The 16,863-nt window shown below is 60.2% G+C and carries 11 protein-coding genes and 3 pseudogenes; 8 read left to right on the top strand and 6 right to left on the bottom strand.

The window, feature by feature from the left end; all coding sequences use genetic code 11:
• Positions 1-281 precede the first annotated feature (281 nt).
• The 4 genes and pseudogenes from ACSQ36_RS26825 to ACSQ36_RS26810 all read left to right on the top strand — a co-directional run bounded on the left by ACSQ36_RS26825 (position 282) and on the right by ACSQ36_RS26810 (position 4,091).
• Positions 282-959: a heavy metal response regulator transcription factor gene (locus ACSQ36_RS26825; RefSeq protein ID WP_436184299.1), complete on the top strand. Its 678-nt coding sequence runs from the start codon at positions 282-284 to the stop codon at positions 957-959.
• On the top strand, positions 959-2,410 hold the full coding sequence (locus ACSQ36_RS26820) for a heavy metal sensor histidine kinase (RefSeq protein ID WP_436184298.1): 1,452 nt from the start codon (positions 959-961) through the stop codon (positions 2,408-2,410). The genes ACSQ36_RS26825 and ACSQ36_RS26820 overlap by 1 nt, the downstream gene beginning before the upstream one ends.
• A gap of 434 nt (positions 2,411-2,844) precedes the next feature.
• Positions 2,845-3,639 (top strand): annotated as a pseudogene (locus tag ACSQ36_RS26815) (COG4705 family protein).
• 89 nt (positions 3,640-3,728) lie between these two features.
• Positions 3,729-4,091, top strand: a pseudogene (locus ACSQ36_RS26810) (histidine kinase).
• Positions 4,092-4,258: 167 nt separating this feature from the next.
• Here ACSQ36_RS26810 and ACSQ36_RS26805 read toward each other — a convergent pair.
• From ACSQ36_RS26805 to ACSQ36_RS26780, 6 genes and pseudogenes are all read right to left on the bottom strand, one after another.
• Positions 4,259-5,701, bottom strand: coding sequence for an efflux transporter outer membrane subunit (locus tag ACSQ36_RS26805; protein ID WP_436184956.1), 1,443 nt, complete (start codon positions 5,699-5,701; stop codon positions 4,259-4,261).
• Positions 5,702-5,730: 29 nt separating this feature from the next.
• Positions 5,731-6,933: an efflux RND transporter periplasmic adaptor subunit gene (locus ACSQ36_RS26800; protein WP_436184297.1), complete on the bottom strand. Its 1,203-nt coding sequence runs from the start codon at positions 6,931-6,933 to the stop codon at positions 5,731-5,733.
• A gap of 23 nt (positions 6,934-6,956) precedes the next feature.
• A complete protein-coding gene (locus ACSQ36_RS26795) occupies positions 6,957-10,151 on the bottom strand; it encodes an efflux RND transporter permease subunit (RefSeq protein ID WP_436184296.1) in 3,195 nt (1,064 codons plus the stop codon).
• A gap of 306 nt (positions 10,152-10,457) precedes the next feature.
• Positions 10,458-11,286: pseudogene (gene hpnK / locus ACSQ36_RS26790) on the bottom strand (hopanoid biosynthesis-associated protein HpnK).
• Positions 11,276-11,596, bottom strand: a complete 321-nt coding sequence (locus ACSQ36_RS26785) for a hypothetical protein (RefSeq protein ID WP_436184295.1) — start codon at positions 11,594-11,596, stop codon at positions 11,276-11,278. The pseudogene hpnK and the gene ACSQ36_RS26785 overlap by 11 nt, the downstream one beginning before the upstream one ends.
• 237 nt (positions 11,597-11,833) lie before the next feature.
• Positions 11,834-12,550: a GntR family transcriptional regulator gene (locus ACSQ36_RS26780; protein ID WP_436184294.1), complete on the bottom strand. Its 717-nt coding sequence runs from the start codon at positions 12,548-12,550 to the stop codon at positions 11,834-11,836.
• 159 nt (positions 12,551-12,709) lie between these two features.
• Here ACSQ36_RS26780 and ACSQ36_RS26775 point away from each other — a divergent pair, with 159 nt between their 5' ends.
• The 4 genes from ACSQ36_RS26775 to ACSQ36_RS26760 all read left to right on the top strand — a co-directional run bounded on the left by ACSQ36_RS26775 (position 12,710) and on the right by ACSQ36_RS26760 (position 16,751).
• On the top strand, positions 12,710-14,074 hold the full coding sequence (locus tag ACSQ36_RS26775) for an MFS transporter (RefSeq protein ID WP_213766909.1): 1,365 nt from the start codon (positions 12,710-12,712) through the stop codon (positions 14,072-14,074).
• Positions 14,064-14,450, top strand: a complete 387-nt coding sequence (locus ACSQ36_RS26770; protein ID WP_213766908.1) for a carboxymuconolactone decarboxylase family protein — start codon at positions 14,064-14,066, stop codon at positions 14,448-14,450. The genes ACSQ36_RS26775 and ACSQ36_RS26770 overlap by 11 nt, the downstream gene beginning before the upstream one ends.
• On the top strand, positions 14,450-15,361 hold the full coding sequence (locus ACSQ36_RS26765; protein WP_436184293.1) for an NAD(P)-dependent oxidoreductase: 912 nt from the start codon (positions 14,450-14,452) through the stop codon (positions 15,359-15,361). Before ACSQ36_RS26770 ends, ACSQ36_RS26765 begins: the two co-directional genes overlap by 1 nt.
• A gap of 265 nt (positions 15,362-15,626) precedes the next feature.
• The gene (locus ACSQ36_RS26760; RefSeq protein ID WP_436184292.1) at positions 15,627-16,751 is read left to right on the top strand and encodes a zinc-dependent alcohol dehydrogenase family protein; all 1,125 of its coding nucleotides are present in this window, start codon (positions 15,627-15,629) and stop codon (positions 16,749-16,751) included.
• Positions 16,752-16,863: the final 112 nt, after the last annotated feature.

Here is a 16,863-nt window from a genome sequence, read left to right as displayed (position 1 = left end):
GCATGAACAACGGGCTTGTCGCCCTGGACCTGCCCTGGACCTGCCCTTGACCTCCCCGTGATCACCGAAACCACGCTTACCTCCGCTCGCTGCTTACGTCACATAGGAAGACCGGGTGGCGCAAGTGCCGCGAGTCCACATATCAATCTTGTAATCAAATGGTCGGTCGGCTGTCACTCGTACTCCCGCAAAATGCGGTCAGGATTTTCCCCGTAATCGTGACCCGGCACGGCCGGCGTACTATCGTGGAATGGCAAATAATGTGACGGTGAGGTGCAAATATGCGAATTCTGGTCATTGAGGACGAGCAGAAGGCGCTCGCTTACATCAAGAAGGGACTCGAGGAAGCGGGCTATTCAGTCGACACCGCTTCCGACGGCGCCGAAGGCCTGATTCTCGCCCGCGAAGAGGACTACGACGTCATCGTGCTCGATGTCATGTTGCCGACCATGGACGGATGGGCCGTGCTCAAGAATGTTCGAACCCTGAAGACTACGCCGGTATTGTTCCTGACTGCCCGTGACGACGTCAGCGACCGCGTGCACGGACTTGAACTTGGCGGCGACGATTACCTCGTCAAGCCGTTCGCATTCGTCGAGTTACTCGCGCGCGTTCGTACTCTGGCGCGGCGTGGACCGCCGCGTGAAAGCGATCTGATCACCGTCGCGGACCTGGAAATCGATGTCATGCGGCACAAAGTGCGCCGCGCCGGCAAGCGCATCGATCTGACACCGCGCGAGTTCTCGTTGCTGCAATTGCTCGCGCGAAAGAAGGGCGAGGTCATGAGCCGAACGCAGATCGCCTCGTATGTGTGGGACATGAATTTCGACAGCGACACCAATGTAGTGGAAGTCGCGATCCGGCGTCTGCGTGCCAAGGTCGACGACGATTTCGACGTCAAGCTGATTGCGACTGTTCGCGGCGTTGGCTATGTGATCGACACGCGGGAGGACGATTGATGAGGGGCCGCAATCGGGCTTGCTCGTTGACGGCAACGCTCGCACTGGTTTTTGCCGCAACCACGCTTGCGGTTTTCGCAATGATCGGCACCTACGTCTATCTGGCGCTCGCGCATGAAGTGCGCACCCAGGACGATCTCGACATCGTGCTGGCCGCCCGTCATACTCGCCGTCTGATCGGAGAACTAGCCGGTACTGGAGACCTTCGTGCACACAAGGAGCGGGTCGAAAGCCAGGTGCTTGGCAACGAGGCTTTGTCGGTCGAAATCCTTGATCCGTCCAACCGCGTGCTGCTCGAGCACAACCGGGTCGAGACGGCTGATGAACTTTCGTGGCCGCCTGGAACAGTTGGGGCGTCGCAGCAGATCACCACGGCGTCGATCGTGGAACGCTTGGCAACCAACGACATGCCGTTCCGCCGCCTCGCCGCACTGGCCCGCCTGAGCGATGGATCTTATGTGACGATTATCGTGACGCGCAATATGCACGATCGGAAGTTGCTGCTGGACCAATATCGCGACCGGTTGCGCTTCGCTGGTTCGGCCGGCGTCTTGCTAGCGTTCTTGATGAGCTATCTGCTGCTGCGGCGGGCGCTCAATCCGCTGCGAGAGATAGCGCGCAGTGCCGAAAATTTTACCATCGACAACCTTGCTTCCCGGATCAAGGTGGGTCACGTGCCGCAGGAGCTTCAGTCACTGGTCCTGTCGCTCAACACCATGTTTGCCGGGTTTGAGCGTGGTTTCACGCGGCTTTCCCGCTTCACGGCGGACCTCGCGCACGACATGCGCACGCCCTTGGGCAATCTGCGCGGTGCGACGGAGGTTGCGCTCGCGCGCCCGCGCTCGAGCGAGGAATATCAGGCTGTGCTCGCATCGAATCTCGAGGAGTGCGACCGCCTTTCACGCATGATCGAGAACGTGCTATTTCTGGCGCGTGCTGAACATCCGACTTTCGCAAAGCACAAGGTCGAGTTCAGTGTCGAAGACGAACTGCTGAAGATCGCAGAGTATTTCGAAGGCATTGCCGACGATGCCGGGGTTCATCTGCGCGAGAGTGGCGGCGGACGGCTTGCGGCGGATGTCGAATTGTTCCGGCGAGCCGTCAGCAACCTGCTCGCGAATGCGGTACGTTATACGCCTCGGGGCGGCACCATCACGCTCGATACCCAGACCCAGGGCGACACGCTGCGTGTCTCCGTAACAAATCAGGGCGTCCCGCTCGATTCAGCGATGCTCGAACGAGTGTTCGACCGGTTTTACCGGGCGGATCCTTCGCGCACGAGCAGCAGTTCGACAAGCGGGTCAGCCGGACTTGGACTGGCGATAGTGCGAACCATCATGGACTTGCACGGCGGGAGTGCCCATGCGGAAAGCGGACCGGGCGTCACACGCTTCGTGCTGACTTTTCCAGTGGAAAAGCCTGCCACTGGCGTGCCATCGCGTGTGGCCTGATCAACCATGTCAATCGACCGCAACTTCGCGCCGCAGGGCTAATCGTCCTGAGGATGGCGGCCCGGGCATACGGCGGCCCAGCCGCCGCCAAAGCCGGGCGAGTCAGCCGATCCTTTGAGGCAAACCAAAAAGTCTGCCTTTAGCCCATGAGGGTGCATAGCGATCCACCCCCCCGCGCGATCGTAAGCCTTATCGATCGCCTTCGATCGCGGCCGGTTCGAGCTGCATCACCGCCCCCAACGTAAGCCAGACTTCGTCGCGGAATGTCGCGATCGGTCGCGCCGTGCGCGCCATGCCGGGATCAGCTGCAGAGAGGCGGTCACAAAATTTGCGCAGGCAGCCAGAACTAATAAGCTTCCCATAATATTTTATCGTTACATTTAGCTTTCGTAATCGTGATGCGGCCGCAAACCCTCACTCGGAAACTCATTATGATGACTCGCGCATATCCCGTTGAAGTTGGAGACGACCGCTTTAATAAGGTCCCTGAAGTCACGACTATCTTTGGGGTCATCAAGCTCTTGTCCACCACGGAGGGTGAAACTGGCGCCGATTATCTTGCAGTGGGCGTGGGGTTTGGAACGCTTGTCACCAGCCTCATATGTGCGGTGTAGCTGATCGCGGCATTGGCGCTGCAGATTCGATCGCGCGCTTATGTACCGTGGAGCTACTGGCTGACGGTGGTGCTAGTCAGCATTGTCGGTACTCAGATAACCGATGCGCTGACCGACGGGCTGTCGGTCAACTTGTATATCAGCACGTCGGTGTTCGCGGTCTGTCTCGCCGCCGTTTTCCTCGCGTGGTACCGCGCGGAGGGCACGCTGTCGATCCACTCAATCAACACATGTCCACGAGAATTTTTTTACTGGGCGGCCATCCTCGTTACGTTTGCGCTCGGTACCGCAGCCGGGGATTTGGCTACTGAGGCATTGGGACTCGGATTTGCCCTGGGGACGGTGGTGTTTGGCGGGCTGATCGCGTTGACTTCGCTCGCCTATTTCCTTGGCGCTGACTCAGTGTTGACGTTATGGATTGCTTAAATTTTAACGCGGCCGCTTGGCGCTTCACTCGGGGATCTCATCTCGCAGTCGAGGAAGTATGGCGGACTTGGCTGGGGCAGCGTTGGGACGAGCATTGTATTTCTCTCGGTGATCGTTGTCCTTGTGATCTACGTCAGCATTAGCCGGCCGTCCCGCACAAAATCATTGCGTGCCGTGAGCAAGTCGTAATCCGATCGGCACTTCACCTTAATAATTTTATTGAAAACGGAGCGGCAATCATGATTTCCTGGCGATACCTCAAACCCCTGATCTTTGCTATGCCTGGACTGACGGCCATCAGCACGTTTTGCGCTCCGACGTCGATATCGTTCGTGAGCACCGCACAAGCCGCGCCATCGAAGCTCGGTGACTTGCCCGGGTTCCGGCGCATAGTCGCCGATACAGCCATCATGGTAAACAAAGGCGATCTCGCAGGAGCGCGCACGAGAATCAAAGATCTGGAGACCTCGTGGGATGGGGAACCGTCGTTGAAGCCGCGTGCGGCAGCCGACTGACACAAGGTTGATAAGTCTATCGATCAGGCACTCAGTGCCTTGCGTGAGAAGGCGCCGAACGCGGCGTCCTGCAAGCAGGCACTAAGCGATCTATTAGCCGTCATTGACCAGGCAAGCGGGCGTTAACGAGATGTGGCGTCGGCTACGCGCAATCGTGGCTCGGCTGCTCGATCAGAACAGCCGCCACCGTCACACAGATTACGTTTTTCATAAAGAGCAAAACTCGCGAAATGCGGCACTTATCACCTTCCTCACCTCGTCGCGTAGGATCGGATTCCTCATGATATGCGCCTTTATTCGGTGGTTTGTCCGGGCGCAAGCCCTTGCCAGCCACCGCCAAGCGCCTTCAATAACAACACGTTTGCATCAAGCCTGCGCGCATCGATCTGGTCGGCGGTGCGCTGATTCGTCAACGCGATGGTCTGTGCAGTCACGACATCGAGATAGCTCACCGCTCCGGCCTGGAACCGATTGGTCGTCAACTTCAACGCAAGCTCGGCAGCGGACGTTGCGCGTTGTTGACTTGCGGCTTCGCTCTGAAGCGACTGCAGCGCGGACAAATTGTCCTCGACCTGTTGAAACGCCACGAGCACGGTCTGCCGGTAGTCGGCGACCGAGGCATCATATTGCGAGTTGGCGCTCTTCAATTGCGCATCGCGCCTTCCACCGTCAAACAATGTGCCGACAAGCTGGGGACCGATTGACCAGAAGAGGCTGGGGGCGGTGAGCCACGGCGCAAAGAACGTGCTTTCGAGTCCGGCGCTTGCCGATAGCGTGAGATCGGGAAAGAACGCGGCATGGGCCTCGCCAATCTGCGCATTGGCCGCGAATACGCGGCGTTCGGCAGCAGCAATGTCAGGGCGGCGTTCGAGAAGCTGTGAGGGCACGCTGGGTGGAATAGACGGCAAAACGAAGGGCTGCGGCCTGGCCGCGATGGAGAACGTCGATGCCGGTTCGCCAATCAACGTGGCGATCGCGTGCTGAAGCTGCGCACGCTGAACGTCGATATCCGTGTCCTGTGTTCGTGTACTTTCCAGTTGGGTCGAGGCCAGCGCGACCGCGGAAGCATCAATTGCGCCATTTTTCAGTTGCTGGTTCAAAATGCGCAGCGCATCGGCATACGCGGTGACGGTGTCGTCGAAGAGTTTCTTCTGTGTATCGAGTGAGCGCAGGTCGAAGTAATCGACGGCCAGGTCGGTCGTCATCGAAAGGCGCACGGCTGCAAGATCGGCTTCGCTTGCAGCCGCATTCGCTTGCGCGTTGACGGTTGCATCTTTCACGCGGCCAAACAGGTCGGGTTCCCACGAAGCGCTCAAACCGGTCGAATAGTCGGGTATGGTCTTGCCCGCAATCGAATGGCCCTGCACATTCTGCGACGTGCGGAAGCGGCTCTCGGACGCGCCCGCGGTGACGGTCGGGAAGAAGCCGGCGCGCTGATAGTCGACGAACGCGCGTGCTTGCTGCAACTGCGCAACTGCTTTCTGCACAGTCTGGTTCGATACATCGATACGGCTTTCGAGTTCGTTCAACGTCGGGTCGCCGAAGGCGGTCCACCATGGGCCACGCGGCTGGGTATCCGCGGGGGCGGCAAGTGCCCAACCCGCGGTGCCGGCATAGTGTGCCGGTACGGAAACGTCCGGCTTCTGGTAAGCCGGCAGGGTGGAGCAAGCGCTGAGTGCGACGCCCAGGCAGATGAGCAGCGTCTTGCGGGCGAGGGCGGGTGGCGACATAAGCATAAGCGGCATGAGCGGCATGAGCAGGATCCTCAGGAAGCGGACGCTATCTGCACCGGCTCGCCCGGGCTGATAGCGTCCCCCGGGTTGTCGATCACGCGGTCGGTCGCTGTGAGTCCGGTTGTGACTTCCACGTGGGTGCCGAAATCCCGCCCGATACTGACCGTCTTGAGCGCGGTCTTACCGCTACTGTCGACCACCGCGACGGTCACGCCATTGGGTCTGAACAGGAGCGCGCTCACCGGCAGGTCGAGTGCGGGGTTGGCGTTCTGCAGTGCCAGATGCACCTGTGCATACGCGCCGGGCAGCAGCGCGCCGTCGCGGTTGTCGACATCGACTTCGACGTGCATCGTGCGACTGACCGGATCGATCGCGCCGGCACTGCGTGCGACTTTCGCGGCGAAACGCCTGCCCGGATATTGCTGCACACTCAGATACACCTCGGTGCCAGGCGTGACATACGGCGCATCGTTTTGCGGAACGTCGGCGAACACCCGCAACGTGTCCGTCTGCTCCACATGAAAGAGTTCACCGGGCATGGCGGCCAGCCCTGGCGAACCGCCCGCAGTGACGAGCGCACCCACATCAACGTTGCGCGCCGTCACCACGCCGTCGAAGGGCGCGCTCACCTTCTCGTACGACACAAGCTCTGAGAGACGTTGCACATTGGCCTGGGCGGACTGCAGCATGGCGCGCTTCGCTTCCATGTCGCTGACCTTCGTGTCGGTGTCCTGTTGCGAGACTGACTGCGTCTTCAGCATGTCCTGCCAGCGTTGCGCGCTGACTTTTGCGTAGTTGAAGTTAGCCTGCGCCGTCGCCACGTCGGCACGAGCCTGCTGAAGCTGTGCATCGAGCTCCGGTGTCTGGATGACAGCCAGCGTTTGCCCTGTTTTCACCCTGGCGCCAATATCGGTGTACCAGTGCTCGAGATAACCGCTCGTGCGGGCATAGATCGAGGCATCGGCGTAGGGCATCACCGAGCCGGGCAGCAGGAGTTCCTGGACCGCAGGCGCATTGCGCGGCTTGATAACCGAGACGCTAAGCGCATGTTGCGCGGCGGCTTGCGAGGTCAGCGCGGTGCTGGCCTGCAGTCGCGGAACGATGCCAACCACAAGCAACGCGGCAGCAACGGCGCCGAATGCCAGCGGCATCATGAAGCGTCTCCGGATGGCAGGCTTGTCGGGCGTCTTATCAGCCAGCGGCGCTGGTTCGTGCAGGTCGTTACGATGGTTCATAGTCTTTGCTCGTTTAAAGGCAGTCACTGAATGGCCGGAATGGTTTGTGCCGACACCGCTTTTTTCATGCGGCGCTTTTCGATCCAAGCGTGGACCATGCCGAATACGACCGGGACAAACAGAAGGGTGGAAACCGTGCCGATCGCCAGGCCACCGATCACGGCACGCCCAAGCGGTGCATTCTGTTCACCACCGTCACCCAGTCCGAGCGCCATCGGCAACATGCCGATCAACATCGCGAGCGCGGTCATCAGCACGGGCCGGAAGCGGTTGAAGCCGGCCTCGAGCGCAGCGGTCAGCGGAGGCGCACCGCCTTGCAGCATCTCGCGTGCGGTGTTGATGACAAGAATGCTGTTGGCCGTTGCAATGCCGATGCACAGGATGGTCCCTGTGAGCGCCGGTACGCTCAGCGTGGTGTGCGTGGCGAAGAGCATCCACGCGATACCCGCCAGTGACGCAGGCAAGCCGCTGATGATGATCAGCGGGTCGATCCATGACTGGAAGTTCACGACCATCAACAGATAGACCAGCGCGATGGCGAATACGAGTCCGAGTCCCAGGCCGCTGAACGATTCGTTCATCGACTGCACCTGGCCGCGGATGACGATCGACGAGCCGGCGGGTAACTGTGCCTGTGCCTGGTCCACGAGCCGGGTCACGTCCGACGCCACGCCGCCCAGGTCGCGTCCTTGCGCTGAAGCGAAGATATCGAGCACGGGCTGCACGTTGTAATGCGAGATCACGGCCTGTTGGGTGCCGCGCGACATCGTGCCCAATGAACCCAACAGGCTTTGTGGCGAGGAGGACGCTGCGCCCTTCGTCAGGGGTACATTCGCCAGCGTCTGCAGCGAATGGATGTCGTATTGCGGCACTTCAGTCATCAACGGATAACTCACGCCGTTCTTCGGATCGAGCCAGAAGTTAGGCGTTGTCTGCGAACTGCCCGATAGCGCGATCAGCAGGTTTTGCGCAACGTCACGTTGCGTGAGGCCGGCTTGCATCGCCTTGGTCCGATCTACGTTGATGTTGATCGCGGGCTCGTCTCCGGGCTGCTGAATCCGGGCATCGACGAGACCGCGCACCGTTCTCAGCTTCGCCAGCAAGTTGTTCGCCACCACGCGGTTCTGTTCGAGCTTGTTGCCGACGATCTGGATGTCTATTGGCGCGGGTAGGCCGAAGTTCAGGATCTGGCTGACGATATCCGCCGGGAGGAACGCGAAGGTCGTGCCAGGGAACGACGCAGTTAGCACGTTGCGCAATTTCGTGACATAGTCCGCCGTAGGCGCATGCCCTTTTTTCAGCGTGATCATGATGTCTGCGTCTTCCGATCCGACCGGCGCTGACGAGTCATAGGTCAGGTTGATGCCGCTTACCGGAACGCCAATGTTATCGAGCAATGCGGCTTCGTCCGACTTTGGAATGACTGTTCGGATCTTCGCTTCGACCTCGTCCGCAAGACGCGCCGTTTGTTCGATCCGGGTGCCGGTGGGGGCACGCATGTGAAGTCGGATCTCACCCGTATCCACAGCCGGAAAAAAGTCGCGGCCTGTGAAGGGTACGAGCGCGAACGACCCGACGCAGAGCAGCATGAACACCAGCAGGAAGCGGCGGCGGCTTTCAATGGCGCGGTTGAGCGTTGCCTTATAGCCGTGGCGCAATGCTTCGAAACGACGCTCGAACGCAGCCTGGAATTGCATCAGGAAAGCGAATGGTCCGCGTGCTGGCTTGCGGTCTTTCGAGGGCATTTTCAACAGGTACATCGCGAGTGTCGGGATCAGCGTGCGCGAGAAGAAGTAGGATGCGCACATTGCAAAGACAACGGCTTCAGCCAGCGGTACAAACAGATATCGCGCGACGCCTGAGAGCAGGAACATTGGCACGAACACGATGCAGATAGAGAGCGTTGAGACGAAGGTCGGTACCGCGATTTCTCCCGATCCGTTGAGAATGGCGTCGTGCAGCGAGGCCCCCCGTTCCAGATGGTGCGTGATGTTTTCGATCGCAACCGTCGCATCGTCGACCAGGATCCCGACCGCCAGCGCCAGCCCTCCGAGGGTCATGATGTTGATGGTTTGCCCGAGCGCGGACAGCGCGATCAGCGAGGTCAATACCGAGAGAGGAATGGTGACGGCAATGATCAGCGTTGCGCGCCAGCTGCCGAGGAACAGCAGGATCATCAGGGCAGTCAGGCATGCCGCGATCAACGCTTCCCGCACGACACCGGTGACGGCCGATTTCACGAATACCGACTGATCCGAAAGCGCCTTGATATGCAGCGCCTTCGGTAGTCCCGCCGCAATCTTTGGCAGCATGGACTTGATCTGTCCAATGATCGTGAGCGTCGACGTGCTACCGGTCTTTTCCACCGTGAGCAGCGCGGCGCGTTTGCCGTCGCTGCGCACGATGTTGGTTTGCGGCGCATACCCGTCTCGCACCTGCGCGACGTCCCGTACGTACACGACGCCGCCCTTGACCGTTTTGATCGGCAGGTTGTTGAGCGCTGCGACGCTGTCCGTGCTGCCGTTCATCTGCACGTTGTATTCGCGTGCGCCGATCTTCGCCGTGCCACCGGGCAGGATCAGGTTCTGGGCATTGACGGCATTGACCACGTCGCTGGGCGACAAGCCTTTGGCCTGCAATGCGCGTGGGTCGATGTCGATCATGATCTGGCGGATCTTGCCGCCGAAGGGCAGCGGGACGGCCGCGCCCTGCACCGTGGCAAGCTGCGTGCGAATGAAGCTGTTGCCCAGGTCGTAGAGCGTTTGCTCAGGCAGCGTATTGCTCGATAGTCCGAGTTGCAGGATGGGGACGGTCGACGCGTTGTAGGTGATGATGTTCGGCGGCAAAGTGCCTGGTGGCAGTACGCGCAGAATGGACTCGGAATTCGAGCCGGCTTCGGCAATAGCGCGGTTGATGTCCGCGCCGGGATGGAAGAATATCTTGATGACGGAGACGCCGTTCAACGACTGCGATTCAATGTGTTCGATGTCTTCAACATCCGAAGTCAGCGCGCGTTCATAGTTCGACGTAATCCGGTTCGCCATGTCTTCTGCGGAGAATCCGCTATACGACCAGACAATGCTGACCACCGGAATATTGATATCCGGAAAGATATCCGTTGGGGTACGCATGATGGCGAGCGGTCCGATCATAAACAGCAGGATCGCAAGCACAATGAAGGTATAGGGCCTGCGCAGGGCCAGTCTGACAATCCACATTGGAAATTCCCGGAAGATAAGCCGCCTTTGAAAGCGGAGACGTCGAAACGTGTGGCTAGTGTGACGAACTGATCTTTACCCGGTACTGACCGCAAGGTGACAAAGTTGTTATCTTCGGCGCGGAAGACGGTTAGGCGCAATGGAAACATTAAAGACGTTGGGGTATTAGCGGAGAGCGCCTGAGTTCGAACTCAGGGCTGCTGGATCAAGAACTAGCTACGAAAATTGGATACGGCGTCTGGCACTGTACCGTTCCGAATTGCTCGGATTGTTTCCGGCTTACGCGAGCGATGCCTTATCGAATTTTCATAGCGGCATGCACAGCACATCGGAGAATCCGCCAACACGGACGGCAGCAGCGCCGATCGCCGCCGCAACGCACGGCGACAACAGTGCCTGCAATTCATCCTCATGACGATAAAACTGCATCCCATCGCTCAACGGACGATCACCGTCGATCGCCGGATGACAATAAATCTCCACGACACCGTGCGGCAATGCCTTAATGGCGGCAAGCAATGTGGGCTCATCCATATTCCCGCTCCTTGCGATCCCAACCACATAGTCGTTATGTGCAATCCCCTCACGCGACAGCCGAGCGCGCGCCATCGAGATCCATGGTTTCATCCACAGCGGCGCGCCCATTTCAAACGGCAACCGCATCGATCGCATTCCGTAGTCTGGCCCGATCTCGAGAATCAACCCGAGCACCGTTGGATGCAAATGAAAATGCTTGTGGGTGTTGACGTGATCGAGCGTCAACCCGTCTTCGCAAACGCGTCGAACTGCACGCGAATCTCCTGACCTAATTGTCTGCGTACCCGCCTCGAGAAGAAAAATCGCACGCCATCACGCGCCATGTTGCTGCCAAAGCGGCCATGCTCGTCCAGCAACGCCGGAATTTTCGCGCGCGGCATAATCGCGTTCCCATCGGCTAACACCACATGCAGGCCGACCCGCAATTTCGGCAGACGGTAGGCGCGCGCGATTGCGTCCGCTGCGCCAGGTGCACCGACCATGAGGCTCGCTGCCGTCAACACGCCGTGTCGGTGCGCTCGCTCGACCGCCACGTTGACCGTGAATGCAGGCCGAAATCGTCCGCCGTAGTGATCAGGCCTCGCGCTCTATCGGCCATCCGAAGTCTCCACTTCATCCAGTGAGGCCAACACCGTACGCTGCCTCGCTGATGCGGATTGTGATGCAGATTGCGCCATTGGCACACGTGCGCCGCGCCATACGACATGCGAGCCGAACAACGCTGCGAGCCATTGCAAGGCGAGCAGGGTATCGCGAAGCGGTACGAGCGGTAAATCGCGCCAGAAGGTGCGCTGGTGACGCGCGGCGCGCAGATGCAGCAGCACGCGCGCGACGCAGCCGCACGCCGTTATTGAGGCGCTCGCGAGCGTTGCCCACAGGTGCGGGTCGCTTGTCGGACCAGTCTGCAACGCCGTGCAGAGCGAACCTCCGAAGCGGTGCAGGACATTGCTTGGAGGGCACAGAAACGCTTGTGTGCGCGTTATCGATTGATGGAGGGCAAAAGGAAGATCATCGGCAAGACCCCGCCGTCTGCGGCCCAGAAATTTTACTCGCTTGTGTCATAAGCAGTACTCCTCATCTCGATAATTGTCGTTTCCTCCCGCTTACAGCAACAGAACCGGACGGAACACGATGGAGGCACCCGGTCAGATCGCGGCGCTTGCCGGCTGCGGACCTTCCTGTGCGCTTATCACCCTGGCATCGCGCTCCCTGAGGATCCGGAGGGCGACATCCGCCGCAGCACGAACGTGCGCACGGCACGCCGCACCAGTGGCCGCGGCATCCCTTTCTTCGATGGCGTCCATAATCCGGCCGATTTCCTTGACAGTCTGCGGCAGCCGACTCTCGCTGGACAAGGAAGTGGCCCGCAACTGGGCGTTGCGGATCAGCAGTCGTTCCAGCATCTGGGTGGCCAGGGCGTTGCGGCTTCCGCGTGTCAGGATTTCATAGAAGCGGCGCTTCACATCGAGCAGTCCATCGCGCGACTTCATCGACCGGATACCGCGCAACTCCTTGTACACCGCGCGCAGTTCGGCACGCTCCGCATCGGTTGCGCGCACGGCGAATCCTTCGCCTGCCAGCGCCTCCAGCGCCGCGCGTACCTCATAGATATCCGTCGCTTCCTCGACAGACAGCATCGCGACAAACGGCCCGCGGTTCGCGTGAACCGTCACCAAGCCCTCCGCTTCCAGCAACCTGACTGCCTCGCGCACGACGCTACGGCTCGTGCCAAACGTCTCGCACAACATTCTGTCCGGCAAGTGATCTCCCGGCAAAAAGCGGCCTGAGACGATCGCGGCGCGCAGGCCATCCTCCACTTGTTTCCGCACGGGCTGCGGCACGACCTTCAGAGAACTGCTCATTCTTCGTCCAAACGTATGTGGGGGTTTCGCCATTGTACATCCACCTTTCAGGCGAAATAGCGGATTGACGGACAATCTGCTATATGCCATATTGCCGGACAATCTGGCGATCTGGTGATGCTGGACGGGCCAACGAAATATAACGACGAGATATGAGACATGAACGACATCAGTCAGCGCATGGATCGGCTGCCGATCACAAGCTTCCACCGGGTGGCAATCTTCGCCTTGTGCTTCGCTTACTTCTTCGAACTTGCCGATCTGAACACGTTCGCCTATGCAGCGCCTGCGATCATTGGAGCGTGGCATATCCCGGTGAGTGATGTCGCGTTGATCACGGCGACCAGTTTCGGCGGCATGTTCATCGGCGGCACCGGCGGTGGTGTCCTTGCGCACCGCCTTGGCCGCAAGCCCGCATTCATACTGAGTATTGCGATCTATACGATCTTCTCGCTTCTCAATGCGTTGTCGTGGAACGTGATGTCGCTTGCCGTGTTCCGATTCCTCACGGGAATCGGGCTTTCAGGAATGACGGTCATCGCCAACGTCTACATCAGCGAGTTCTTTCCGGCGCGCTTGCGCGGGAAGTACATGAGTCTGATCTTTACACTCGGCTTGATCGGTATTCCGGCCACAGCCTGGGTTGCGAGGTTCCTGATTCCGGTTGCCCCTTGGGGCTGGCGCCTGATCTTCGTATGGGGCAGCTTCGGGTTGCTCGCCATCCCCTTCGCGCTCAGGTTGATGGAATCGCCACGCTGGTTGCTCGGGCAGGGACGAGTGGACGAAGCGATGCGCTCGCTCGAGAAACTTGAACGGGCAGCAGGCATGGAACCGCCTGGCGCGGTCGCACCTTTGACGATGACGCCCGAGCCCAAGTTTTCCTACGGACAGTTGTTCGATCCCGAGTACCGTCGCAGGACAGTCGGGCTGTCGCTGGCGTGGATTTTCCAGACACTCGGCTTCTATGGCTTCGTCTCCTGGGTGCCCACGTTGCTGGTGCAACACGGATTCACGATTACCAAGTCGCTCGAGTACTCCAGCCTGATCGCCATTTGCAACCCGCTCGGCGCCTGGCTCGGCACCTTCCTGATCGAGCGGTTCGAACGCAAGTGGATCGTCGCTGTCGATGCCGTCGTTATTGCGATTGCCGGTGTGGCTTACGGTCTCGCCCCTTCGGCCGGTTTTATCGTCGTCTTCGGCGCGCTGGTCATCATCACCATCCAGTTGATGAATGCGACGCTTTACATCTACACGCCCGAGTCCTATCCCACGCATTTGCGCTCCGCGGGCGCGGGTCTTTGCTACGGGCTTGGCCGGCTGACCAATGTCATCGGCCCTTTCATTATCAGCTTCCTATACGTGAGCGTCGGCTATATGAGCGTCTTTGCCTATATATCCGCGTGCTGGCTGGTCGTTGCCGCAATTGTTGCCGCGATTGGTCCCCGTACCACCGGCCGTTCTCTGGAACAGGTCGATACCTCCAACCCAACCGATGAAACAAGGAATCCAAACTATGTCCGATGATAGCGCGCTCTTCGATAAAGGTATGCCCATTCGCCGTGCCGTGCTGGGCGCCGAGTATGTCGACGCGTCGATGCAAAGAGCCGACCCCTTCATGATGTCCTTTCAGCGTGCTACGACGGCCTGGGCCTGGGGATGGGCATGGGGCGACGACACGCTCGACCGCAAGACCCGCAGCCTGATGAATCTTGCCATGCTCACCATCTCGGGCCATACGGACGAATTGAAGCTGCACGTGAAAGGCGCGTTGAACAACGGCGTCAGCGTCGAAGAGATCAAGGCGGCCTTGCTGCACGCTACCGCCTATGCAGGCATCCCTTCAGGCCTGGGCGCATTCAAGGCGGCACATGAGGTACTCGTCAAGGAAGGGGCGTTGTAATGAGCAGCGATACGTTTAAGAAGATTGCCTTCCTGGGCATCGGCAACATGGGCTGGCCGATGGCCGCCCGTCTGGTTGCCGCGGGCTTTCGCGTCTCGGTGTATGACGTCACGCCCGAGCGCGCGACCCGCTTTGCCGCCGATGTCGGCGGCGAGGCAGCGCAGACTCTGGAGCAGGCGGCCGAGTCCGCCGATGCCGTCATCACCATGCTGCCGACCAGCAAGCATGTGGTGGACGTGGTGACGCCGGTTCGTGCGGTGCTGGCGAGTCACGCGCTTCTGATCGACATGACATCCGGCATTCCCAGCATGACGCAAGCTTTGGCCGCAAGTCTGGAAAGCGATGGGATCATGATGATCGATGCGCCGGTCTCCGGTGGTGTGTCGCGCGCGAAGACGGGCGAACTGGCAATCATGACTGGCGGATCGGCGGACGCGCTCCAGCGAGCCATGCCCTTGTTGCGCGCGATGGGAACGACCATCACCGAAGTCGGTGCCATCGGGGCGGGACAGGCGATGAAAGCGCTGAACAACCTCGTATCGGCGGGTGGATTTCTGATTGGCGTGGAGGCGCTCATCATCGGCAGTCAGTTCGGGTTGGACGCGGGAAAGATGGTCGACGTCCTGAATGCGTCGACGGGGATGAACAACAGCACACAGAAGAAATTCCGGCAATTCGTGCTCTCCCGCGCGTTCAATAGCAATTTCGGACTCGACCTCATGGCCAAGGATCTTGGCATTGCACTCGAAGTGGCTCATGACGGAGGCGTCGCGGCGCCATTTTCAGCCTTGTGCCGTGAGTTGTGGGCGGGCGCGGCGAAAAACCTTGGACAAGGCCGAGACCACACCGAAATGGCAAGGTTCAGCGAGACGATCGCAGGCCTGACGCTGTCCGAACAAGGCTCCAGCTGAGACGCATCGGCCTTCCTGCCTCTCGTGCAGGAAGGCATGTGTTTTGTTGTGCCTGCAGCGACAAGACATGCACCCGCTAACGGGCTCGTCGCTGCGCCGCGCTGGTATCGCTTGCAACACTCGGCGAAACGCAGCGCGGATCACCTCGACCACATGCTGTGCTAGTGCAAATACCTAGATGATCATTCAGTCGGATTGTCCTACAATAATATCGAATATTAAAAATCCGGTAAACACGCACCAAACAGACACGGTAAAACGAGACATGAAGATTCGCGCTGCGGTACTCGAGCAATCCGGGCTGCCCGGACCCTATGTCGACAGCAAGCCGCTGCGGATCGAGGAAGTCGAACTCGCCCCTCCCGGCCCGGGCGAGGTTCTCGTCCGGATTGCCGCAGCCGGTATCTGCCATTCGGACCTGTCCGTGATCGAAGGCTTGAGACCGCGGCCGCTGCCGATGGTGCTCGGTCACGAGTCCGCGGGCGTCGTCGAGGAAATCGGGCCGCATGTGCATGATCTGGCGAAGGGCGATCACGTGGTCTCGGTGTTCGTGGCGAGTTGCGGCCATTGCCTGCCTTGCGCGGAGGGCAGGCCGGCATTGTGCGAACCGGGCGCGGCGGCGGGCGCGGCCGGAACGCTGCTTGGCGGCGGCCGCCGGCTTTCGCTAGGCGGCGCCGCGGTCAATCACCATTCCGGCATTTCCGGATTCGCGGAATACGCCACCGTATCGCGCCATTCTCTGGTCAAGGTCTCGCCCGACATCGCCCTCGACGAAGCCGCGCTGTTCGGCTGCGCCGTGCTCACGGGCGTGGGTGCCGCGGTGAACTCGGCTCGTATCCAGCTTGGGTCGAGCGTGGCGGTGATCGGCATGGGCGGCGTGGGCCTCGCCGCCGTGCTCGGCGCGCTTGCTGCTGGCGCGGAACGCGTGGTCGCCATCGATACCAACGACAGCAAGCTCGAGATAGCCCGCTCGCTCGGTGCAACCGACACCTTCAACGCGAAGCAGGAGGGCGTGGCCGATGCGATCCGCGACGCCACCCACGGCGGTGTGGACGTGGTGCTGGAGATGGCGGGCGCCGCGAGCGCGCTCGAGCTTGGCTACAAGATCACGCGACGCGGCGGCCAACTGGTCACGGCGGGATTGCCCGCCCCGCACGCCATGTTGTCGATTTCTGCCGTGTCGCTGGTGGGCGAAGAGAAGACCGTGCGCGGCAGCTACATGGGCAGCAGCGTGCCTGTGCGCGACCTGCCACGCTACATCGAACTTTATCGGCGGGGCCGGTTGCCCATCGATCGTCTCGTCACGCATCGGCTGCCGCTCGATGACATCAACCTTGGCATGGACCGGTTGCAACAGGGCACCGCCATCCGGCAAATCGTGACGATGTAGGCACCCGCCGCCAGCGTTCAACCCATAAAAAGACGGAGATAACAATGAATTCGACACGCTCGGAAACGGCGCATACGCCTCCTGCCGCTATCGCGCCGGGTGTCGTGCCGGT

This window comes from Caballeronia sp. LjRoot34 (genome assembly GCF_964253815.1).
In the GTDB taxonomy this organism is placed as follows: Bacteria; Pseudomonadota; Gammaproteobacteria; order Burkholderiales; family Burkholderiaceae; genus Caballeronia.
This window is presented reverse-complemented; position numbering and strand designations above follow the sequence as displayed.